We start from the raw sequence: 20,199 nt of genomic DNA on the forward strand, positions 1-20,199 counted from the left end.
CTGAGTGCACCCGTCTTCCGACTCCCACTCCAGGCGCAGCGCCATGAGCCTCGCTTCTACTGCCCAAGCCGCCTTCGTCCTGCACAGCCGCCCTTACAAGGAAACCAGTGCGCTGGTGGATTTCTTCACCCCTCAGGGGCGTCTGCGCGCTGTCCTTCGCGGTGCTCGGGGCAAGGCTGGCGCGCTGGCACGACCGTTCGTGCCGCTGGAAGCCGAATTCCGTGGACGCAGCGACCTGAAGAACGTTGTGCGCCTGGAGCCCAACGGCATCCCCAACCTGCTCAGTGGCGAAGCGCTGTTCAGTGGCCTGTACCTGAACGAGCTGATGATTCGCCTGCTCCCGGTCGAGGACCCGCATCCCGGACTATTCGAGCACTACCGTGCGACCTTGCCGTTGCTGGCTGCCGGCAGTCCGCTGGAACCGCTGCTGCGCTCGTTCGAATGGCGGCTGCTGGACGACCTGGGCTATGGTTTTTCCCTGGACAGCGATATCGTCGGCCAGCCTGTCGCGCCGGATGGCCTCTACCGCCTGCTGCCCGACTCGGGCCTCGAGCCGGTGGGCAGTCTGCAGCCGGGCCTGTTCCATGGTGCCGACCTGCTGGCCATGGCCGAAGCCGACTGGAGCGCTCCCGGTGCCCTGGCGGCGGCCAAGCGCCTGATGCGTCAGGCCCTGGCACCCCATCTTGGCGGCCGACCGCTGGTCAGCCGCGAGCTCTTCATGAATCGCAAGGACAACTCCCGTGACTGAAGCCAACCGTATTCTGCTCGGCGTGAACATCGACCACGTCGCCACCCTGCGCCAGGCCCGCGGTACCCGTTATCCCGACCCGGTGAAAGCCGCGCTGGACGCCGAGGAAGCCGGCGCCGACGGCATCACCGTGCACCTGCGCGAGGATCGCCGGCACATCCAGGACCGCGACGTGCGCGTGCTCGCCGAAGTGCTGCAGACGCGCATGAACTTCGAGATGGGCGTCACCGAGGAGATGATGAAGTTCGCTGAGATCATCCGCCCGGCCCACGTCTGCCTGGTCCCGGAGACCCGCCAGGAGCTGACTACCGAAGGCGGCTTGGACGTCGCCGGCCAGGAAGCACGCATCCGCGAAGCGGTGCAGCGCCTGGCGGCTGCTGGCTGCGAGGTGTCGCTGTTCATCGACCCGGACCCGCGCCAGATCGAAGCCTCCGCCCGCATCGGAGCCCCGGCTGTGGAGCTGCATACCGGCCGCTACGCCGACGCCCATAACCCGGCCGAAGCGGCCCATGAGCTGGCGCGCATTCGCGATGGCGTGGAGTTCGGCCTGTCCCATGGGCTGATCGTCAATGCCGGCCACGGCCTGCATTACCACAACGCCGAGCCGGTGGCGGCGATTGCCGGGATCAACGAGCTGAACATCGGCCACGCCATCGTCGCCCATGCGCTGTTCGTGGGCTTCAAGCAAGCGGTCGCCGAGATGAAGGCGCTGATCGTGGCGGCGGCCAATCGCTGATTGAGGATGGTTCGCGAGCAAGGGCTAGGCGCCCTCTGGACCTACAAGGAGCACTGCTCTTCGTAGGAGCGAGCTTGCTCGCGAACCTGTCGAGACTTACGGCTTGCGCGCGACCAGCGTGGCGCGCAGCGGCGCTGGCAGGCCTTCGAGGGTGCGGCTGTGGTCGTCCGGATCGAGGAAATCCGGCAGCGACTGGTAGCGCATCCAGTCGGTGGCGCGTTGTTCGTCCACCGAGGTGCGGCTGATATCAACGCTGCGCACGTCGGTGAAGCCCGCGCGACGCAGCCAGAGTTCCAGCGCCGGCACTGACGGCAGGAACCACACGTTGCGCATCTGCGCGTAACGGTCTTCGGGCACCAGCACGGTGTTCATGTCGCCGTCCACCACCAGGGTTTCCAGCACCAGTTCACCGCCCCGGCGCAGGCAGTCCTTGAGCGCCAGCAGGTGGTCGATGGGCGAGCGGCGGTGGTAGAGCACGCCCATGGAGAACACCGTATCGAAGCCTTCCAGCTTCTCGGGCAGGTCTTCCAGGGCGAAGGGCAGGTGCCAGGCCGGCAAGTCCGGCAGGTAGCGCTTCATGGCGAGGAACTGGCAGAAGAACAGCCAGTTCGGGTCCACGCCGACCACGCTACGCGCGCCGGCACCCAGCATGCGCCATTGGTAGTAGCCATTGCCGCAGCCGACGTCGAGGATGCGCTTGCCCATCAGGTCGATGTGCGGCGAGACACGCTCCCATTTCCAGTCCGAGCGCCATTCGGTGTCGATGTGTACGCCGAACAGGTTGAACGGCCCCTTGCGCCACGGGATCAGCCCTTGCAACGCGAGTTTGAGCTGGGCGCGGGTGTCCTCGTCGCAATCGCCTTCGAGGTTGAAGCGCTCGCGCAGCTCGACGGCGGCGGCTTGCAGCTCCGGCAGGCGATCTACCGCGGCTAGCCAGCGTTCGAGATCGCCGTGGCCATCGTCGACCTTGCTGGCCAGTTGCGCGGGCAGCGAGGCAGCCCAGGATTCCAGTGGCGTGCCGGCCAGTTCAAGGCGCAGGCGGTCGAGGTCGAAGCGTTCGATCATGGCAGGGCAATCAGGGAGGCGAAGTTGAGGCACTGGAACCAGGGCACGACCTTGGAGAAACCGGCTGCCAGCAGGCGCTCGCGGTGGGTATCCAGGGTGTCGGGGCGCATGACGTTCTCGATGGCGGTGCGTTTCTGGGCGATCTCCAGCTCGCTGTAGCCATTGGCGCGCTTGAAGTCGATGTGCAGGTCGGTGAGCAGGTCGTGCTCCTGCTCGTCGGCGAAGCGCAGTTTTTCCGAGAGGATCAGCGCACCGCCGGGCAGCAGGGCACTGTGCAGGCGGGTAAGCAGCTCCAGGCGTTGTTCGGGAGCGATGAACTGCAGGGTGAAGTTCAGCGCGATCAGCGAGCAGGGCTTGAGGTCCAGCTTCAGGATGTCCGCCTCGATCAGTTCGACCGGCAGCAGTTCCTGGTGCATGGCGTCCTGGGCGCGCAGGTATTCGCCGCAGCGCTCGATCATCGGCGCGGAGTTGTCGACGCCGATGACGCGGCAGCCATCGCTCTTTACGTGGCGGCGCAGCGCCTGGGTCACGGCGCCCAACGAGCAGCCGAGGTCGTAGAGCACGCTGTTCGGCGTGGCGAAGCGCGCACCGAGCACACCGATGTTCTCGACGATGGTGGGGTAGCCCGGTACCGATCGCTTGATCATGTCCGGGAAGACGCGCACCACGTCCTCATTGAAGGTGAAGTCGGGAACCTGGGTTTGCGGCTGGGCGAAGATGCGGTCGGATTCGCTCACGCTGGAGGGGGCCTCGTTACACTGGAACAGGCAGCGGGGCGCGGGGCGCCCCGATTGCCGGGGCGCGCATTGTAGCCGAGGCGCGGGGCGCGCCCAACCGTTAGCGGACGAGGGTCACTTGAGCTGGTCGGAGAAGTACTCGCCAGCGCCTTGCAGTGGGCCGAGGGGGTTCTTCTTGTCTTCCATGCGGCGGATGTTCGGTTCGCCGTTGCTGGTCTTGTGCACCACCACGTCGTCGATCAGCACGAACACCGGACGGAACGACCAGCCCTGCACCTGGCGGCGCTTGCGGAAGTTGAAGATGTCGGCCCAGAAACTGCCCACACGCTGGCTGTCGGTCTTGTTGAAATCGAAGGCGTAGCCGATGCAGCGGTCCTTGGCCTGCAGGCAGGTCACCAGGCCGTCGGGCAGGTAGTCAATGGGGATGTTGGGCTGCACGAAGAGCAGGCGCACGTCGATGAACGACAGCATCTTGGCGTTGCCCTGGGACAGCGGATCGAAGCCCAGCGCGTAGAGCTGCGACTTGGTGGTCTTGCCCGGATCGACCTGGTTGTAGCGGCTCTGTGCGTCCTGGTAATCCAGGAATGGTGATTGCACTTCCGCGCGTTCGCTGGGCAGCAGGCTGCCACAGGCCGAGAGAGTCAGGCAGGCTCCCAGCAACAACATCGAGCGAACTACTGCACGCATGGAGCTCCCCTTTTCCCAGTCTCTTATTGATTGATCTATAGCCGATGACAGAGGGCTCTGCCGGACTTTTCTCACGCCTTCGCAGGACTAGTCAACGGCGATGCCGTAACCCTGCATCAGGGGTTTCCACTGGTCATTGCGGCGCAGTTCGCGCAGGCCCTCGTCGAGATCGGCCAGGCGTTCCTGCACGCCCTCCAGGCGAGGGTTGAGCGCGACGTACATGGGACGTTTATCGGCGAGCTCCCCGGCCGCTTGAATGCGTTCCGACAGGCCGTGGCGCTGCAGGTAGTGCTCGACGATCTGGCTGTCCTCGAGCAGCACCGTGATGCGCCCGAGCAGCAGCTTCTGGATGTTGCGTTCGAGCACCTTCTCGCCGCTGAGCACCTGTACCTGTTCGTGATTCGACAAGTGTTCGTCACGCCAGGTATCCAGCTCCCTGCCGTAGGAGTAGCCCTGGGCGAGACCGATGGACTGGCTGCTCAGCGAGGCCGGCCCATTCCAGCTCCAGGGATTGTCGTTGCGCACGTAGAAACGCATGGTCACCCAGCCGATGGGCTCCTTGCCGATCAGCAATTCCTCGGACTCTTCGCTGTAGGCGCCGACCACACCGTCCACCAGGCCCTCGCGCGCCATCTGCAGGGCGCGTGGCCACGGCAGAGGTTCGAACAATGGCGGTTGCGGCAGGACCCGGCCCAGGGCTTCGAGCAGGTAGCCGGGCTTGTCCGGGTCGTCCGGGCAGAGGTAGGGGCACCAGTCGTCGCCGGCCAGGCGCAGGGGTTCGGCGCTGGCCAGCGCCGAACAGAGCAGCAGCAGCGGTGAAGCGATTCGCAGCATGTCAGGCCCGGGAAGTGGTTTGTCCTTCCGAGTATGGCAGAGCGACATGACGGGATGTGACGGACGCGGCGATGCCGAACTGGCCGAGCCAGTAAGTCAGCATGATGGCGTAGGAGGAGCCGTCGAAGGCGGCGACGAAGCGGCTGATGCCGATCATCGAATCGGAGCTGACGAACAGCAGTGCGCCTAGGGCGGCGAACATCCGGCTGGCGTTGGCGATCGAGGGCACGCCCAGGCGGGCGATGGCGCGCCAGAGCATCGCACTGATGGTCAGACTGTACAGCGCGATAGGCAGCAGCAGCGGACCCAGGCCGCGGCTGTAGAGCAACGCGAACAGGCCGCCACCTACGCTGCCGGCGATCAGCAGGCCGAGCGGGGCGAAGCGTCGGGTGTCGCCCAGGTAGGCGACCAGGTAGGCGAGGTGTGCCAGCAGGAAGGCGGCCAGCCCAGGCACGAAGGCGTTGATCGGCCATTCCAGCAGGATGTCGCCGAGCATCGACAGCACCAGGCCGACGGCGACCCAGCGGCGATAGCCGTCAGCGGGCGTGGCGAGAATCCACAACAGCATCGCCAGCACCGGCAGCGGCTTGCACAGCATGCGCAGGGCGGGTAGGTCGAAGGTGACGGCGAACAGGTAGGCGGCACCGCCGATCAGTGCCAAGAGTGCCCAGCGCATGGGGTTCCCTCCCGAGGAAATGAACGCCCACTGTGCCGCAGCGCGACGCCAAGCCTACAGGCCGAAGGCGTCAGCGCGAGCGGCTTATGGCGCCTTCGTTGTCTGCGCTTACTTGACGAGGATGGGGCAGACGAAGGTCTGCGCCGGTGCGACTTCCGCTTCCCAGGGACGGCGGTACGCCAGTTCGAGCTTGTCCTCGCCAGCGGCGGTGACACGGAAGCGCCAGGTGGATTCGCCGGCGCTGCCGACCAGGCCTGCGTCTTCCGGGTTGCTGTAGACCTCCGGGCCGAGGGCGCGCAGCAGGCCGTTGGCGGCGTTGCGCAGTTCCCAGCGGAAACCGGTGGTGGGGTTGCTCGGCAGGATCAACACCAACTCCTGGCCGGTGTGCAGTTTCAGCGGTTTGCAGTCGCTGGCATCTTCCAGGGTGACCACGGGTTTGCTCTGTCCGGCGCAGCCGGCGAGCAGAGCCAGGGTGAGGGGCAGCAACGAGCGGTACGACGGCATGACGGCTCCTGGGTGGGGACAGGTTGGGCCGCAGGATAACGCAATCATGTGAGAAATAGAGGTTTCGCGGGGAAGGCGTTTGGCGCGGGTGCGGATTCGGGGTGTTCGCCGAGGGCAGGGGAATTCTCCATGTTCAGAATTCAAGTCCACACCTAAATCACGACGGAGCAGGAATGTAGGATGGGTGGAGCTAGCGATACCCATGCTGTCGGTGCGACCGAGTCGATGGGTATCGCTGCGCTCCACACCATCCTACGCCGGTGTTTGCCGGAGGCAGCGATAGCGTTCGCCGTGAATAAGCGTCGCTCCTACGAGGAGAGAGAACGGAAAGGAAGCAGTGATCTTGCGAATCACGCCCATGGGGGTGATTCGCAAGCGTGGCCCGCTTCTGCGGGTTCATTCAGGACATCAGGCCGGGAACAACACCCTCGCCACATCGCCGAAACGCTTGGCGAAATGCACCGTGATGCCTTCCTTCAGGTACTCCGGCAGTTCCTCGAAGTCCCCCCGGTTGGGCTCGGGCAGGATCAGTTCGAAGATCTTCTGCCGGCGCGCCGCGATGACCTTCTCGCGCACCCCGCCAATGGGCAGCACCTGGCCGGTGAGAGTCAGCTCGCCGGTCATGGCCACGCCTTTCTTCGGCGCCTGGTTGCGCGCCAGTGACAGCAGGGCGCTGGCCATGGTCACGCCGGCGCTGGGGCCGTCCTTGGGCGTGGCGCCCTCGGGCACGTGCAGGTGGACGAAGGCCTGGTCGAAGAAGGTCGACTCGCCGCCGTACTTCTTCAGGTTCGAGCTGATGTAGCTGTAGGCGATCTCCGCCGACTCCTTCATCACGTCGCCCAGTTGCCCGGTGAGCTTGAAGCCCCGGTTCAGCGTATGGATGCGCGTCGCCTCGATCGGCAGGGTCGCGCCGCCCATGCTGGTCCAGGCCAGACCGGTGATCACGCCGACCCCGGAGAGTACCTGCTCGGTTCGGAACACCGGCATGCCCAGGTATTCCTCCAGGTCCTTGGCGCCGATCTTCACCACCGATTCCGGATCTTCCAGCAGCTTCATCACCGACTTGCGCACCAGCTTGCCGAGTACTTTCTCCAGTTGGCGCACGCCGGCTTCGCGGGCGTAGCCCTCGATCACCGCGCGCAGGGCCGCGTCGTTGATCGACAGGCGACTCTTCGGCACGCCAGCCTTTTCCAGCTGCTTGGGCCACAGGTGACGCTTGGCGATGGCCAGCTTCTCCTCGGCGATGTAGCCGGACAGGCGGATGACCTCCATGCGGTCCAGCAGCGGGCCGGGGATGGAGTCCAGGGTGTTGGCGGTGCAGACGAACAGTACCTTGGACAGGTCCAGGCGCAGGTCCAGGTAGTGGTCGAGGAACTCCACGTTCTGCTCCGGATCCAGCGTCTCCAGCAGCGCCGAGGCGGGGTCGCCCTGGTAGCTGCTGCCGAGCTTGTCGATCTCGTCGAGCATGATCACCGGGTTCATCACCTCGACGTCCTTCAGCGCCTGCACCAGCTTGCCGGGCAGGGCGCCGATGTAGGTGCGGCGGTGGCCCTTGATCTCGGCCTCGTCGCGCATGCCGCCGACGCTGAAGCGGTAGAACGGCCGCCCCAGGCTCTCGGCGATGGACTTGCCGATGCTGGTCTTGCCCACGCCGGGCGGGCCTACCAGCAGCACGATGGAGCCGGCGATCTCGCCCTTGAAGGTGCCGACCGCGAGGAATTCGAGGATGCGGTCCTTCACGTCTTCCAGGCCGGAGTGGTGCCGGTCGAGGACCTTGCGCGCATGTTTGAGGTCGAGCTTGTCGACGCCCATCAGGCCCCATGGCACGGAGGTCGCCCAGTCGAGGTAGTTGCGCGTGACGGCGTATTCCGGCGAGCCGGTCTCCAGGATCGACAGCTTGTTCAGTTCTTCATCGATGCGCTTCTTCGCCTGGTCGGGCAGGGTCTTGCCTTCCAGGCGGGCGCGGAACTCATCGGAATCCGCGCTCTTGTCATCCTTGGTGATGCCCAGTTCCTGCTGGATGATCTTCAGCTGTTCCTGCAGGAAGAACTCGCGCTGGCGCTCGCCGATCTTGCGGTTGACCTCGGCGGACAGCTCCTTCTGCAGGCGCGCGACTTCCACTTCCTTGCGCAGCAGCGGCAGCACTTTTTCCATGCGCTTGAGCATCGGCACGGTGTCCAGCACGCCCTGCAGCTCGGCGCCGGGCGCGGTGGTCAGCGCGGCGGCGAAGTCGGTCAGCGGCGACGGATCGTTGGGGTTGAAGCGGTTGAGGTAGTTCTTCAGCTCTTCGCTGTACAGCGGGTTGAGCGGCAGCAGTTCCTTGATCGCGTTGATCAGGGCCATGCCGTAGGCCTTCACCTCGTCACTCGGGTCGTTGGGGGTGTGCGGGTATTCCACCTCCACCAGGAAGGGCGGGCGGTGGCGCTTGATCCAGCCGCGGATGCGTACGCGGGACAGGCCCTGGGCGACGAACTGCAGCTTGCCGCCTTCGCGGCTGGCGTGGTGCACGCGCACCAGGGTGCCGTGCTCGGGCAGGCTGTCCGGGTCGAAGTGGCGCGGGTCTTCCGGCGGGTTCTCCATGAAGAACAGCGCCAGGCTGTGGTGTTCGGTCTTGGCGACCAGTTCCAGCGTCTCGGCCCACGGCTCCTCGTTGACGATCACCGGCAGCACCTGCGCCGGGAAGAACGGGCGGTTGTGGATCGGAATGACGTACACCGTGGTCGGCAGGTTCTGCCCCGGCAACACCAGCCCGGTGTTGCTGACCTCTTCGGCGCTATGGATATCGTGAATCTCGTCGTGGTCGCTCATGAGGCACCTGACTGATTGAACATGACAGTCTAGATGGGGAAACCGGCTCGGGGTTTCAATCCCATTGTTCGAAGGATGTGTCTGGGGATGTTGCGGTCGATTGTGGACGACAGGAGCTTAGGAACGGATTAGCGACGCGGCCGCAGGAAATCGCTGGGCGGCCGGCCGAACTGGCGGCTGAACATGGCGCTGAAGGCGCTGGGCGTGCTGTAGCCCACTTCCAGCGCCACGCTCAGCACGCTCTCGCCCAGGGCCAGGCGCTCCAGCGCGGCCAGCAGGCGTGCCTGTTGGCGCCATTGGCCGAAGGTCAGCCCGGTCTCGGCGCAGAACCAGCGTTGCACCGTCTTGCTGTCGACGCTCAGCCGGGCGGCCCAGTCGGTGAGGCTGGCATGGTCGCCGGGCTGGGATTGGATGGCCTGGCACAGCGCACGCAGGCGCGGATGGGCGGGCAGGGGCAGGTGCAGTGGCAGCATGGGGTCTTCGCGCAGTTCATCGAGCATCAGGCCGAGAACGCGGCCGTCGCGGGAGTCCGGGGTGACCTCGCCGCTGATCGACAGCGCCGCCAGGATCAATTCCCGCAGCAGCGGCGAGACCGCCAGTACGCAGCAGTCCGCAGGCAGGTGTGGGGCGCTGCCCGGCTCCACATAAAGGGTGCGCACCTGCACGTCGCCGACCATGCGCGTCCAGTGTTCCACTCCGCCGGGTATCCACAGGCCACGGTTGTCCGGCACCACCCACTGGCCGCTGGCGCTGCCCACCACCAGTACGCCACGGACGGCGTAGAGCAACTGCGCACGGTGATGGCTGTGCGCGGGCACTTGATGGCCATCGGGGAAGTCCAGGGCGATGGCCGCCACCGGGCTGGCGGCCCGTTCGTCACCGTGGTTTTCCAGCGGTTGGGGCGGAATGTCCTTTTTGCGCATCTGGATGCCTGTTTGTCGTTAGACGACCACTTTCCTCCATCGTTAGGCTGCTGAACAGTCCCCTCTGCCTCGATGATCCCGCCATGAACGACATGTCCCTGATCGCCGAGCAACTGGCCCGAATCGCCCGGTTGCTCGAACAATCCCTGCCTGCGCGCGCCGAGCTGGCGCTGGACGAAGACGCCATCGCCCATCTCTGGGAGTACCGCCAGGGCCAGCCGCGCCTGACGCCGGTGATCGAGCCGGCGCTGATTGCCTTCGATGACCTGCGCAATGTCGACCGGCAGAAGGCGCTGATCGAGCAGAACACCCGCCAGTTCGTTTCCGGCCGCCCGGCCAACAACGTGCTGCTGACCGGCGCCCGCGGTACCGGCAAGAGCTCGCTGGTGAAGGCTTGCCTGCATGCCTTCCACGCCGAGGGACTGCGCCTGATCGAGGTGGACAAGGAACACCTGGCCGACCTGCCGCAGATCATCGACCTGCTGCGTCATCGCCAGGAGCGCTTCATCCTGTTCTGCGACGACCTCTCGTTCGAGGATGGCGAGACCGGCTACAAGGGCCTGAAGACTGTGCTCGATGGCTCGGTCGCCGGGCAGTCCGGCAATGTGCTGATCTACGCCACGTCGAACCGCCGCCATCTGCTGGCCGAACGCGCCGAGGACAACCTGTCGTTCCAGCGCAGCGAGAGCGGCGAGTTGCACCCCGGCGAGGCGGTGGAGGAGAAGATCTCGCTCTCCGAGCGTTTCGGTCTGTGGATATCTTTCTATGCCTTCAGCCAGGAACAGTACCTTGAGGCGGTCGCGCGCTGGCTGGAGTACCACGGCCTGGGCGGTGTGCAACAGGACGAGTGGGAACAGGCGGCGATCCGCTGGGCGACCCATCGCGGGTCGCGGTCCGGGCGGATCGCTGCGCAATTCGCCCGGGATTACGCCGGGCGTCGGCCGTAGCTCAGGTCAGAAGGCGACCTTCACTCCCGCCTGGATACCTCGACCACCGGCCGGCACGCTGTCGCGCAGGATCGAACTGGCGTAGCGCACGGTCTGGTTGGTCAGGTTCTCGCCCTTGACGAAGGCCAGCCAGCGGCTGTCGCCCAGGTCGAATCGGTAGCCAACGCTGGCGCCGAGAGTGGTATAGCCGTCGGTGCGCAGTTCGTTCTCCGGCACGCGGTTCTGGTCGGCGGCGTATTCCACGTCAACCCGTGCCTGCCACTGTTGCAGTTCCCACAGCAGTGCGCTGTTCAGGCGTAGCGGGGCGATGCGCGGCAGGGCTTCGCCGGTATCCTTGTTCTTGGCGCGGGTGTAGTCGCCGGAGAGCTCCAGGTCGAAGCGGCCGTAGGGACTGTCCAGCAGGTGGATGCGGTCCTGCGCCTCGACGCCGTAGAAGTCCGCCTTCACGCCGCTGTAGAGGTACTCGGGCAGCGCCTCGTCGTCGCCGGCATCCACCACGGCGCCTTCCTCGTCGCGATAGCGCCCGCTGGCCAGCAGGCCGATGTAGTTGGAGAAGCGGCTGTAGAACACACCGACGCTGCCCTTGTGGCGGCCGTTGTCGAAGCGCAGGGCGAGGTCGGTGGAGACGGCTTTTTCCTTGCTTGCGTCGGCATCGCCCACTTCATAGGTGCCGGTAGCGGCGTGGGCGCCGTTGGCATACAGCTCGTAGAAGGTCGGTGCCCGCTCGGTGTAGGCCAGGGTGCCCGCCAGCGACCAGATCGAAGTCAGCTTGTACACCGCGCCCGTGGACAGGCTGCCGGCGGTGAAGCTGCGCGAACCGTCATTCTCGGCGAAGCGCTCGTTGTCCTTGGCGTTGGGCTCGATGCGAGTGTGCTCGGCGCGTCCGCCCAGGTTCAGCGCCAGGCGTTCGGTGGCTTGCCAGTTCTCGAGGAAGAACAGTGCGGCGCTGTCAGTCTCGGTATGCGGCACGAAGGCTTCTTCGCCAAGCGCGGAGAAGCGGCTGTTGGCGATCTGCGCGCCGACCACGCCGTCCAGTGGCCCGATGGGTTTGTGCCGGGCCTCGATGCGTGCCTCGTAACCGTCGTTCTTGAAGGTGGTGCCGGTTTCGCCGTCCTCGATCTCCTTGTGCTGGTACTCGGTGTAGGCCGCGTCCAGCTTCACCGAGCTGAAGGGGCCGTCGAGGTCGCGGACTTCCGAGGCGAAGGCATAGCGATCCTGCTGCATCTTCAGACGCACGTCGTCTTCGGCGGGCGAGCCGTAGTTGCTGTCGTAGCCGCTGTAGGAGAGGCCGGCATAGCCATGATCCCAGTGGTAGCTGCCGCCAATGGCGCCACTGTCCTGGCGGCCGTCGCTGTTGTTCACGCGGTGCCTGGAGTCGTCGCCATCGGTCTGGCGCTGGCGTGACGAGTGGGCATAGCCGGGGATGCGCAGGTCGTTGAATTCGCGGGAGCCGGCGTCCAGGTGCAGGGCGAAGGTGCCGTCGCCGGCTTCCAGCGCGCCGGCGGCGCTGCGGGTGGTATCCGAGCCGCCGTAGCGCAGCTCGCCCTGGCCGTGGATGCCGTCCACTGGTTCGCTGGGGATGCGGTTGTCGAAGCTGTTGACCACACCGCCGATGGCGTTGCCGCCGTAGAGCAGGGCGGCCGGGCCGCGCACGACTTCGATGCGTTCGACCACGTTGGGGTCTTCCGGCACGGCGTGGTCGTAGGACAGCGAGGAGGCATCCAGCGCGCCCACGCCATTGCGCAGGATGCGGATGCGATCACCGTCCATGCCACGGATTACCGGGCGGCTGGCGCCGGGGCCGAACCAGGTGGAGGAAACGCCGGGCGTCCCGTTGAGGGTTTCACCCAGGCTGCCTTTCTGCCGCAGGGTCAGCTCGTCGCCCGACAATACGCTGCTGGGGGCAGCTGGCGAGGCGTCTCCCAGCGGGTTGGCGGTGATCACCTGGGGCGCAAGTTCCGTGGGGGCGGCATCGGCCAGCGAGGGCGCACCGGCGCACAGGGCCAGGCCCAGCGGTGCTAGACGCCAGCGCGGGCGGGAAAGGGATGGGGGCATGACGAACTCCTGGTTTTTCTTCTGGCAAAACGACCCCCTCCCAAGTGGTCAGGGATACGCCAGGCGGCGGGGAGGGGAAACTGGAATGTGTTATTTGTTATAACATAACATATCTATCAGTTAGCAAGACTTTCCGGCTTAGATGCTTTGGTGCTTTCATGTCCTTGGAGTTGCGCCCGGTTGCACCTGTGCGCTGGGCAGGGCTGGCCGAATCCCGTACCATGCTCAAAATTTGATCAGTTCGAGCCATGTTCGATACCCGCCTCGCCACGCTGTCCGACCAGACCGACCAGCACGCCCATGACCATCACCAGTTGGTGATGTCCCTGAGCGGCCGCGCGGAATTCGAGATCGGCGGCGCTGGTGGCGAGGTCTGCCGCATGCGCGCCTGCCTGGTGCCGGGGGATGTAGGCCACGAGTTCGCCGGGCTGGGCGACAACCGCATGTTGATCGTCGACCTCGATGAAACCGGTGCCGCCGAACAGGACCGCGAACTGTTGGCGCGGCTGTTCGAGGTGCCGCGCTACCCGACCCTGGATGCGGATTTCCAGCATCTGCTCAGCTACGCCGGAGCGGAGATCGCTCGTTACGGTGGTGATCCTCTGCTCGCTCGCGCCCTGGGGGGCGTGCTACTAAGGGCATTGCACCTGCGTCTGTTCGGCGAGGACCGCGCGCCGCACAACGGGCCGCTGGACCTGGAGCGGCTGGACAGCTACATCGCCGATCACCTTTCCCGGCGCATCAGCGTGGCCGAATTGGCGCAGGTCGCCTGCCTGAGCCCCAGTCACTTCCATGCGCAGTTCAAGGATCGCGTCGGCCTGACGCCGCACCAGTATCTGCTGCGCCAACGACTGGACCGCGCCGCGCGCCTGCTGCGGGAATCCGATCTGCCGTTGGTCGGCGTCGCCGGGGAATGCGGTTTCTCCAGCCAGAGCGCGTTGACCACGGCGATGCGCCGTTACCTGGGCTTGACCCCGGGCAGCCTGCGCCGCTCTTGAATCCGCTAGCCTGCGTCACCCCTGATTGCTGATCGAATGGTCAATTGTCGACCTGTGGGTGCCGGAGTCTTTTGCAAGAACTCCAGAGCTTTCAGCAAGAATTTCGCAGGGTGCAACCCATAGAGTCCGCCCACCGCGTTGCTGGTGTTCCAAGGTGCAACCCGGTCAGACCAAGAACAACAGCCAGCTCGATACGCGGGAGGGGCAGCATGCCCATCACCGGTTTTGTCTTTGCCTGTAGCGCGCCCGCACCTGGCCGCATACACCTCTCCACGGCCCGGCCTGCAGTGCCCGCCCGTGGCCTTGCGCCGTCACCGGTCGGGCCGGTGCAACCGCATCGCCCACTTTCTGTACAATCCGCGCCCTCGCGCGCCGGCCACCCCCTGCCGCACCTCCCTGCGCGCATGAACACAGTTTCGAATCGCTCCGGCCAGCAGGGCCGCCTGTCCGCAGGGCGGCGCGCGTTGCATTGCCGGGGTGCTGGCGCCCATTCCGGCGCCTGAAGGATCACCGGGCACAGCCCGGGAAACGGCCCGCACCTCGCTCACCGGCGAAGGCGGGACGGAGGTCGCCGTGGTGAGACGGTGGCTGCAGGAAGGCGCCAGCAAGGACGAGGGCGTGCCTGCGTCGGGATGCGTAGCGGTTCGGTGCCGGATGGCGCCACGCGCAACCCGGTTTGCTGTGAGCAAGCGCTAACCGGTCGGCGTCAACAGCGCCGACTGTCAGTCAAGGGTCCGCGATACCCCGCGAACCTGGATAAAAACAAGCTGTAGGGGAGTCCCCATGAGCGTCAACACGCCAACACTGATCACCTTTGTGATCTACATCGCGGCCATGGTTCTGATCGGCTTGGCCGCCTATCGTTCGACCAACAACTTCTCCGACTACATCCTCGGTGGCCGCAGCCTCGGCAGCTTCGTCACCGCGCTGTCGGCCGGTGCTTCGGACATGAGCGGCTGGCTGCTGATGGGCCTGCCGGGCGCCATCTACCTGTCGGGCATTTCGGAAAGCTGGATCGCCATCGGCCTGATCTGCGGCGCCTACCTGAACTGGCTGTTCGTCGCCGGCCGCCTGCGCGTGCACACCGAGCACAACGGCAACGCGCTGACCCTGCCGGACTACTTCAGCACCCGCTTCGAGGACAACAGCCGCCTCCTGCGCGTGATCTCCGCGCTGGTGATCCTGGTGTTCTTCACCATCTACTGCGCCTCCGGCATCGTCGCCGGCGCCCGTCTGTTCGAAAGCACCTTCGGCATGTCCTACGAGACCGCCCTGTGGGCCGGTGCTGCCGCGACCATCGCCTACACCTTCGTCGGTGGTTTCCTGGCGGTGAGCTGGACCGACACCGTGCAGGCTTCGCTGATGATCTTCGCGCTGATCCTCACGCCCATCATCGTGCTGTTCGCCACCGGTGGCGTGGAACCGACCTTCGCGGCCATCGAACTGAAGGACGCAGCCAACTTCGACATGTTCAAGGGCGCTTCCTTCGTCGGCGTGCTGTCGCTGATGGCCTGGGGCCTGGGCTACTTCGGCCAGCCGCACATCCTGGCGCGCTTCATGGCCGCCGATTCGGTGAAGTCGATTCCGGCTGCCCGCCGCATCTCCATGACCTGGATGATCCTCTGCCTGGGCGGCGCCGTCGCCGTGGGCTTCTTCGGCATCGCCTACTTCCAGGCGCACCCGGAGCAGGCTGGCGCGGTCGGTGAGAACCACGAGCGCATCTTCATCGAGCTGGCGAAGATCCTGTTCAACCCGTGGATTGCCGGCGTGCTGCTGTCCGCCATCCTCGCGGCGGTGATGAGTACCCTGAGCTGCCAGCTGCTGGTGTGCTCTTCTGCCCTGACCGAAGACTTCTACAAGGCCTTCCTGCGCAAGAACGCCAGCCAGCTCGAGCTGGTGTGGGTCGGTCGCGCCATGGTGCTGCTGGTGGCGCTGGTGTCCATCGCCCTGGCCGCCAACCCGGAAAACCGCGTACTGGGCCTGGTGTCCTACGCCTGGGCCGGCTTCGGCGCCGCCTTCGGTCCGCTGGTGCTGTTCTCCGTGCTGTGGAAGGGCATGACCCGCAACGGCGCGCTGGCCGGCATCATCGTCGGTGCGGTCACCGTGATCGTGTGGAAGCAGTTCGGTTGGCTCGGCCTGTACGAGATCATTCCGGGCTTCATCCTCTCCAGCCTCTCCATCGTGGTGTTCAGCCTGATCGGCTCGGCACCGTCGAAGGCGATGATCCAGCGCTTCGAGGAAGCCGAGGCGGAATACGCCGAGGCTACTCAGCCGGCCGGCACTGCCGTGACCAGCCGCTGATCCTGAGCTGAATGAAAAAGGCCGCGTTCCCGAAAAGGGGCGCGGCCTTTTTCGTTGGGGTGTCCCGTGATGTGTTTCGGGCTGACCGGGTGCGCTTTTGTAGGATGGTGTGGAGCGGAGCGATACCCATCATTCGCGGCGCCAACAGCATGGGTATCGCTCCGCTCCACCCATCCTACGCTGGAGCTCCCAGCGCCGCAGGGCGGATAACCTGGAACAGGAAATCCGCCGAGCCTGGGACGGCGGATAACGCTGGCGCATTATGTGCCCTACGAGAACCGGTAGCGCTGGCGCAGGGCGATCAGCGCGAGGTGTTGCCGCTCAGCGCTGCCGCATAGCGCCAGCAGGCGAACAGGCAGAGCAGCAGGCCAGCCACCGCCAGCGCGCCGCCGACGTAGCCGATCCATTCCAGTCCCATGCCCACCGCTACGCGGCTGCCCAGCAGCGCACCGCCGCCGATGCCGACGTTGTACAGGCCCGAGAACATCGCCATGGCCACGTCGGTGGCGTCGTGGGCGAGCTGTAGCACCTTGGCCTGTAGCGCCAGACCGAAGCAGAGGATCGCCGCGCCCCAGAACAGGCTCAGGCCCAGCAGTGCCGTGGGCGAATGGGCGAGCGGCATCAGCAGCAGGAGCGTGGTGCCGAGTACGCCGATGGCCAGGCACGGGAAAGCGCGCGGGAAGCGCTCGCTGTAGCGACTGAAGAGGATCGAGCCGAACATCCCGGCGCCGCCGAACAGCAGCAGGAGCAGGGTGGTCTGGCGGCTGTCCAGGGCAGCGACCTCGCGGGCGAACGGTTCGATGTAGCTGTAGGCAGTGAACTGCGCGGTGATCACCAGAACGGTGAGCACATACATCGACACCAGCGCCGGGCGTCGCAACAGCAGCGGCAGGCTGCGCAGCGAGCCGGAGTTCTGGCTCGGCAGCAGCGGCAGGGCGCGGGCCAGCCAGAGCACCACGACCACCGAGACACCGGCGATGGTGAGGAAGGTCGTGCGCCAGCCCAGCGCTTCGCCGAGCATGCGTCCCAGTGGAATGCCCAGCACCATCGCCAGGATGGTCCCGGTGGCCAGCAGGCCGAGAGCCTTCGCCTGCTGCCCCGGCGGCGCCACGCGCACGGCGAGCGAGGCGGTGATCGACCAGAACACCGCGTGGGCGAAGGCGATGCCGAAGCGGCTGATCATCAGCACGGTGAAGTTCCAGGCGAAGCCGGAGAGCACATGGCTGACGATGAACAGGCAGAAAATCACCACCAGCAGGCGGCGGCGTTCCATGTTGCGAGTCAGCTGCATCAGCGGCAGCGAGGCCAGCGACACGACCCAGGCATAGAGCGTGAGCATCAGCCCGGTCTGTTCCGGACGCATGTCGAAGCTCGCGCCGATGTCGCTGAGCAGGCCCACCGGGACGAACTCGGTGGTGTTGAAGATGAAGGCGGCGATGGCCAGGGCGATGACGTTCAGCCAACTGCCGGAGCGGGTTTCTTGCGCGGTGGTCATGGGAATCCTGAGGTGAAGTGGGGCTCAGGCCGTGCCTGGGGATCACGCGCGGGGCGTGTCGCGGGCAAAGAAGAATTGTTGTTGCGGCGATGGATCATTCTACGCAGGCATCCGGGGCCGCGCACGGCAAAGGAGCACATGCGCGGGCGCAGCGGCAGGCTCAGGCGGCGTTGCCGATCAGCGGGTCGGCCGCCTGCGCCACTTCTTCGGCCAGCCAGTCGAGGAATGCGCGCACCGGCGGGTGGCGCTCGCGGCCGGGTACGCAGAGCGCGGTGTAGCGGGCGCCGGGTACGTTGATCTCCGGGCGGTAGGGCACCAGCAGGCCCTTCTCCACGCTTTCCGACACCAGCAGCGAACTGGCCAGTACCAGCCCCTGGCCGGCGATGGCGGCCTGCAGGGCATAGAACTCTTCCTCGTACTCGCGCTGCACCGCCTGGGTCAGCAGACATTCCTCGCCGGCCACCTGGCACCAGGCCTTCCAGCCGCGCTCGTAGAGCTCGGAGTTGTGCCAGCGCACGCTGATCATCTCCGGCACTTCCACGTCGGCAGTGGCGACCAGCGCCGGCGCGCCATAGACGGCGAAGCGTTCCGCCAGCAAAAACTGGCTGTGCATGCGCGGGTAGTCGCCGAAGCCGTAGCGGATGGCGAGGTCGACGCTGGCGTCCTGCTGCAGGTCGAGCAGCTCGCACTGGCTGTCCAGGCGCAGGCGGATGTGCGGATGGCGCGCGTAGAAGCGACCGAGGCGCGGCACCAGCCAGAGCGCAGCGAAGGCCGGCGTGGTGGAGATCGTCAGGCTGCTGGCGCTGCGCCGTGGGCGCAGGCTGTCCACCGATTGCGATACCTCCAGCAGTGCGCCATGCAGGCTGCGGAACAGTCGCTCGCCGGCTTCGGTCAGGCGCACCTGGCGCGGCAGGCGCTCGAACAGCGGCAACCCCAGCCATTCCTCCAGCGCGCGCACCTGGTGCGAGACCGCCGTCGGCGTGACTGCCAGTTCCTGAGCGGCGGCCTTGAAGCTCAGCTGGCGCGCGGCGGATTCGAAGGTGCGCAGGGCGGGAAGCGGCAGGTTGGCAAACATGTGATGCTCCATGGATGAGCTGGATTCATCTGGAAGGAAATCCCCTCAGTTGTCCGGTTGTCAGCCTGGAAATAGCTTAGGCAGCAACTGGAGGCCAGTCAGGACCTCCGCAGTGTACACCTTGAACAAGGAAAGACAGATGAACAGGATTCTCGCCATCCAGGCCAGCCCCCGCGCCGACCGCTCGCATTCCCGCCGATTGGCCGAGGGCTTCCTCGCCGCGCTGCCGCAGGCCGGGATCACTCGTCGGGAGGTGGGTCGCGCCGACCTGCCTCATGTCAGCGAAGGTTTCATCGCCGCCGCCTTCCACCCGCAGCGCGAGCATCGCCCGGCCGAGTTGCAGGCGGAGCTGGCGCTGAGCGATGAGCTGGTGAACGAACTGCTTGCCCACGACGTACTGGTGATTTCCACGCCCATGTACAACTTCAGCGTGCCCAGTGGATTGAAGGCCTGGGTCGACCAGATTGTCCGTCTCGGCCGCACCTTCGACCTGCATGTGAAGGACGGCGAGGCGGAATACGAACCACTGCTCAAGGGCCGCAAGGCACTGATCATTACCAGCCGCGGCGGTGCCGGCATGGGGCCGGGCGGCGAGCTGGAGTGGATGAACCACGCTGACGCCTGGCTGCGCGTGGCCCTGGGTTTCCTCGGCATCGAGGACGTGCAGGTGATCGCCGCCGAGGGCGAGGAGGGCAATCCCGAAGCTTTCCGCGCGTCTTATCAACAGGCTGAAAAGGCCCTGGCCGATCTCGCCGAGAGCGAGTGGGCGCGTGCGTGATGGCCTGGGCCATGCTGATGGTGGCAGCAGTGTTCGAGGTAATGTTCGCGGTATCGATGAAGTATGCCGAGGGCTTCACCCGGCCGCTGCCGACGGTGGTGACGGTGCTGGCGGTGATCGGCGGGATCTTCTTCCTCACCCTGGCCATGCGCCAGTTGCCGGTGAGCATTGCCTACCCGATCTGGACGGCCATTGGCACGCTGGGCACGGTGTTCTTCGGCTTCCTGCTGCTGGGGGAGGCGTTGACGCTGACCAAGCTGGCGTCGGTCGCCCTGATCATCGCCGGCGTGGCGGGGCTGAGGGCCTGATCGCCCGAAGCGGTGGCAGATGCTAAGGTGCCGCGCATTCTCTGCACGACGACACCGACATGACCGACAAACCGAAGAACCCGCTGCACGGCGTGACCCTGGAAACCATCCTCAACCAGCTGGTGGCGCAGTACGGCTGGGATGGGCTGGCCAAACGTATCGACGTGCGCTGCTTCAAGAACGCCCCGAGCATCAAGTCCAGCCTGACCTTCCTGCGCCGCACGCCGTGGGCGCGGGAGCAGGTCGAGGCGCTGTACGTGAAGACTGTCCAGAAGGGTTGAGGGTGGGACGCGTGTAGGAGCGGGCTCCGCCCGTGATAGGCCTGCATTGCGCCGGAGGCCATCGCGGACAGAGTCCGCTCCTACGCTCGATGTTGATGTCGATGTCGGGAATTTCCCTCAGTCGGCCGGCATAAAGAGGTGTGTTTTGCGTAGGAGCGAGCTTGCTCGCGAACCTGCCTGACACTTCGGCATCAAGCGCTTCGCGAGCAAGCTCGCTCCTACAGACTCAGCCTTGCAGCGGCG

The 20,199-nt window shown here is 65.8% G+C and carries 19 protein-coding genes; 8 read left to right on the forward strand and 11 right to left on the reverse strand.

Annotated features, from left to right (window positions below; translation table 11 throughout):
* Positions 1–43: 43 nt before the first annotated feature.
* Complete coding sequence (gene recO / locus FAS41_RS05775; RefSeq protein WP_138520660.1) at positions 44–748, forward strand: DNA repair protein RecO; 705 nt, start codon at positions 44–46, stop codon at positions 746–748.
* A complete protein-coding gene (pdxJ, locus tag FAS41_RS05780; RefSeq protein WP_138520661.1) occupies positions 741–1,484 on the forward strand; it encodes a pyridoxine 5'-phosphate synthase in 744 nt (247 codons plus the stop codon). The genes recO and pdxJ overlap by 8 nt, the downstream gene beginning before the upstream one ends.
* 96 nt (positions 1,485–1,580) lie before the next feature.
* On the opposite strand, the gene cmoB is transcribed toward pdxJ, so the two are convergent.
* The 8 genes from cmoB to FAS41_RS05820 all read right to left on the reverse strand — a co-directional run bounded on the left by cmoB (position 1,581) and on the right by FAS41_RS05820 (position 9,718).
* Positions 1,581–2,549: a tRNA 5-methoxyuridine(34)/uridine 5-oxyacetic acid(34) synthase CmoB gene (gene cmoB / locus FAS41_RS05785; protein ID WP_138520662.1), complete on the reverse strand. Its 969-nt coding sequence runs from the start codon at positions 2,547–2,549 to the stop codon at positions 1,581–1,583.
* Positions 2,546–3,286 carry a carboxy-S-adenosyl-L-methionine synthase CmoA gene (cmoA, locus tag FAS41_RS05790; RefSeq protein WP_138520663.1) on the reverse strand — a complete coding sequence of 247 codons (741 nt, stop codon included), beginning with the start codon at positions 3,284–3,286 and terminating at the stop codon, positions 2,546–2,548. Before cmoA ends, cmoB begins: the two co-directional genes overlap by 4 nt.
* Before the next feature lie 114 nt (positions 3,287–3,400).
* Entirely contained in the window at positions 3,401–3,973 is a 573-nt protein-coding gene (locus FAS41_RS05795) for a hypothetical protein (protein WP_026078837.1), read from the reverse strand.
* 87 nt (positions 3,974–4,060) lie between these two features.
* Positions 4,061–4,807 carry a substrate-binding periplasmic protein gene (locus tag FAS41_RS05800; RefSeq protein ID WP_138520664.1) on the reverse strand — a complete coding sequence of 249 codons (747 nt, stop codon included), beginning with the start codon at positions 4,805–4,807 and terminating at the stop codon, positions 4,061–4,063.
* Between the two features lies 1 nt (position 4,808).
* Complete coding sequence (locus FAS41_RS05805) at positions 4,809–5,483, reverse strand: lysoplasmalogenase (protein ID WP_138520665.1); 675 nt, start codon at positions 5,481–5,483, stop codon at positions 4,809–4,811.
* A 108-nt stretch (positions 5,484–5,591) separates the two neighbouring features.
* Positions 5,592–5,987, reverse strand: a complete 396-nt coding sequence (locus FAS41_RS05810; protein WP_138520666.1) for a protease inhibitor I42 family protein — start codon at positions 5,985–5,987, stop codon at positions 5,592–5,594.
* A gap of 408 nt (positions 5,988–6,395) precedes the next feature.
* Positions 6,396–8,795 carry an endopeptidase La gene (gene lon / locus FAS41_RS05815; protein WP_138520667.1) on the reverse strand — a complete coding sequence of 800 codons (2,400 nt, stop codon included), beginning with the start codon at positions 8,793–8,795 and terminating at the stop codon, positions 6,396–6,398.
* A 128-nt stretch (positions 8,796–8,923) separates the two neighbouring features.
* Positions 8,924–9,718 (reverse strand): AraC family transcriptional regulator, encoded by a 795-nt coding sequence (locus tag FAS41_RS05820; RefSeq protein ID WP_138520668.1) that lies wholly within the window; start codon positions 9,716–9,718, stop codon positions 8,924–8,926.
* A gap of 83 nt (positions 9,719–9,801) precedes the next feature.
* Here FAS41_RS05820 and FAS41_RS05825 point away from each other — a divergent pair, with 83 nt between their 5' ends.
* Positions 9,802–10,665 carry an ATP-binding protein gene (locus FAS41_RS05825; RefSeq protein ID WP_138520669.1) on the forward strand — a complete coding sequence of 288 codons (864 nt, stop codon included), beginning with the start codon at positions 9,802–9,804 and terminating at the stop codon, positions 10,663–10,665.
* A 6-nt stretch (positions 10,666–10,671) separates the two neighbouring features.
* Here the strand turns inward: FAS41_RS05825 and FAS41_RS05830 are convergent, their stop codons facing one another.
* Positions 10,672–12,720 carry a TonB-dependent receptor gene (locus FAS41_RS05830; protein ID WP_138520670.1) on the reverse strand — a complete coding sequence of 683 codons (2,049 nt, stop codon included), beginning with the start codon at positions 12,718–12,720 and terminating at the stop codon, positions 10,672–10,674.
* Between the two features lie 248 nt (positions 12,721–12,968).
* Between FAS41_RS05830 and FAS41_RS05835 the strand changes: the two genes are divergently transcribed.
* Together FAS41_RS05835 and putP are read left to right on the forward strand one after the other, a co-directional pair.
* Positions 12,969–13,718 (forward strand): AraC family transcriptional regulator, encoded by a 750-nt coding sequence (locus FAS41_RS05835; RefSeq protein ID WP_138520671.1) that lies wholly within the window; start codon positions 12,969–12,971, stop codon positions 13,716–13,718.
* A 783-nt stretch (positions 13,719–14,501) separates the two neighbouring features.
* Positions 14,502–16,019: a sodium/proline symporter PutP gene (gene putP, locus FAS41_RS05840; RefSeq protein WP_138520672.1), complete on the forward strand. Its 1,518-nt coding sequence runs from the start codon at positions 14,502–14,504 to the stop codon at positions 16,017–16,019.
* 301 nt (positions 16,020–16,320) lie between these two features.
* On the opposite strand, the gene FAS41_RS05845 is transcribed toward putP, so the two are convergent.
* Positions 16,321–17,514: a sugar transporter gene (locus FAS41_RS05845; protein ID WP_138520673.1), complete on the reverse strand. Its 1,194-nt coding sequence runs from the start codon at positions 17,512–17,514 to the stop codon at positions 16,321–16,323.
* A gap of 160 nt (positions 17,515–17,674) precedes the next feature.
* Entirely contained in the window at positions 17,675–18,589 is a 915-nt protein-coding gene (locus tag FAS41_RS05850; RefSeq protein WP_138520674.1) for a LysR substrate-binding domain-containing protein, read from the reverse strand.
* Between the two features lie 139 nt (positions 18,590–18,728).
* Here FAS41_RS05850 and FAS41_RS05855 point away from each other — a divergent pair, with 139 nt between their 5' ends.
* The 3 genes from FAS41_RS05855 to FAS41_RS05865 are packed head-to-tail and all read left to right on the forward strand — an operon-like array spanning position 18,729 to position 19,956.
* The gene (locus FAS41_RS05855; protein ID WP_138520675.1) at positions 18,729–19,367 is read left to right on the forward strand and encodes an FMN-dependent NADH-azoreductase; all 639 of its coding nucleotides are present in this window, start codon (positions 18,729–18,731) and stop codon (positions 19,365–19,367) included.
* Positions 19,367–19,675 (forward strand): DMT family transporter, encoded by a 309-nt coding sequence (locus FAS41_RS05860; RefSeq protein WP_024765558.1) that lies wholly within the window; start codon positions 19,367–19,369, stop codon positions 19,673–19,675. The genes FAS41_RS05855 and FAS41_RS05860 overlap by 1 nt, the downstream gene beginning before the upstream one ends.
* Before the next feature lie 59 nt (positions 19,676–19,734).
* Positions 19,735–19,956 carry a VF530 family protein gene (locus tag FAS41_RS05865; protein WP_138520676.1) on the forward strand — a complete coding sequence of 74 codons (222 nt, stop codon included), beginning with the start codon at positions 19,735–19,737 and terminating at the stop codon, positions 19,954–19,956.
* The last annotated feature ends 243 nt before the right edge of the window (positions 19,957–20,199 follow it).

The sequence above is a fragment of the Pseudomonas nicosulfuronedens genome (assembly GCF_005877905.1).
GTDB classification, from domain to species: domain Bacteria; phylum Pseudomonadota; class Gammaproteobacteria; order Pseudomonadales; family Pseudomonadaceae; genus Pseudomonas; species Pseudomonas nicosulfuronedens.

What these genes read in the sequence shown, in the direction of transcription:
- FAS41_RS05865 (WP_138520676.1), top strand. Translation starts at nt 19,735, where the DNA reads ATGACCGACAAACCGAAGAACCCGCTGCACGGCGTGACCCTGGAAACC.
- FAS41_RS05830 (WP_138520670.1), bottom strand. Translation starts at nt 12,720, where the DNA reads ATGCCCCCATCCCTTTCCCGCCCGCGCTGGCGTCTAGCACCGCTGGGC.
- putP (WP_138520672.1), top strand. Translation starts at nt 14,502, where the DNA reads ATGAGCGTCAACACGCCAACACTGATCACCTTTGTGATCTACATCGCG.
- FAS41_RS05850 (WP_138520674.1), bottom strand. Translation starts at nt 18,589, where the DNA reads ATGTTTGCCAACCTGCCGCTTCCCGCCCTGCGCACCTTCGAATCCGCC.
- FAS41_RS05855 (WP_138520675.1), top strand. Translation starts at nt 18,729, where the DNA reads ATGAACAGGATTCTCGCCATCCAGGCCAGCCCCCGCGCCGACCGCTCG.
- FAS41_RS05825 (WP_138520669.1), top strand. Translation starts at nt 9,802, where the DNA reads ATGAACGACATGTCCCTGATCGCCGAGCAACTGGCCCGAATCGCCCGG.
- FAS41_RS05820 (WP_138520668.1), bottom strand. Translation starts at nt 9,718, where the DNA reads ATGCGCAAAAAGGACATTCCGCCCCAACCGCTGGAAAACCACGGTGAC.
- FAS41_RS05800 (WP_138520664.1), bottom strand. Translation starts at nt 4,807, where the DNA reads ATGCTGCGAATCGCTTCACCGCTGCTGCTGCTCTGTTCGGCGCTGGCC.
- FAS41_RS05835 (WP_138520671.1), top strand. Translation starts at nt 12,969, where the DNA reads ATGTTCGATACCCGCCTCGCCACGCTGTCCGACCAGACCGACCAGCAC.
- recO (WP_138520660.1), top strand. Translation starts at nt 44, where the DNA reads ATGAGCCTCGCTTCTACTGCCCAAGCCGCCTTCGTCCTGCACAGCCGC.
- FAS41_RS05795 (WP_026078837.1), bottom strand. Translation starts at nt 3,973, where the DNA reads ATGCGTGCAGTAGTTCGCTCGATGTTGTTGCTGGGAGCCTGCCTGACT.
- cmoB (WP_138520662.1), bottom strand. Translation starts at nt 2,549, where the DNA reads ATGATCGAACGCTTCGACCTCGACCGCCTGCGCCTTGAACTGGCCGGC.
- FAS41_RS05810 (WP_138520666.1), bottom strand. Translation starts at nt 5,987, where the DNA reads ATGCCGTCGTACCGCTCGTTGCTGCCCCTCACCCTGGCTCTGCTCGCC.
- lon (WP_138520667.1), bottom strand. Translation starts at nt 8,795, where the DNA reads ATGAGCGACCACGACGAGATTCACGATATCCATAGCGCCGAAGAGGTC.
- FAS41_RS05805 (WP_138520665.1), bottom strand. Translation starts at nt 5,483, where the DNA reads ATGCGCTGGGCACTCTTGGCACTGATCGGCGGTGCCGCCTACCTGTTC.
- FAS41_RS05860 (WP_024765558.1), top strand. Translation starts at nt 19,367, where the DNA reads ATGGCCTGGGCCATGCTGATGGTGGCAGCAGTGTTCGAGGTAATGTTC.
- FAS41_RS05845 (WP_138520673.1), bottom strand. Translation starts at nt 17,514, where the DNA reads ATGACCACCGCGCAAGAAACCCGCTCCGGCAGTTGGCTGAACGTCATC.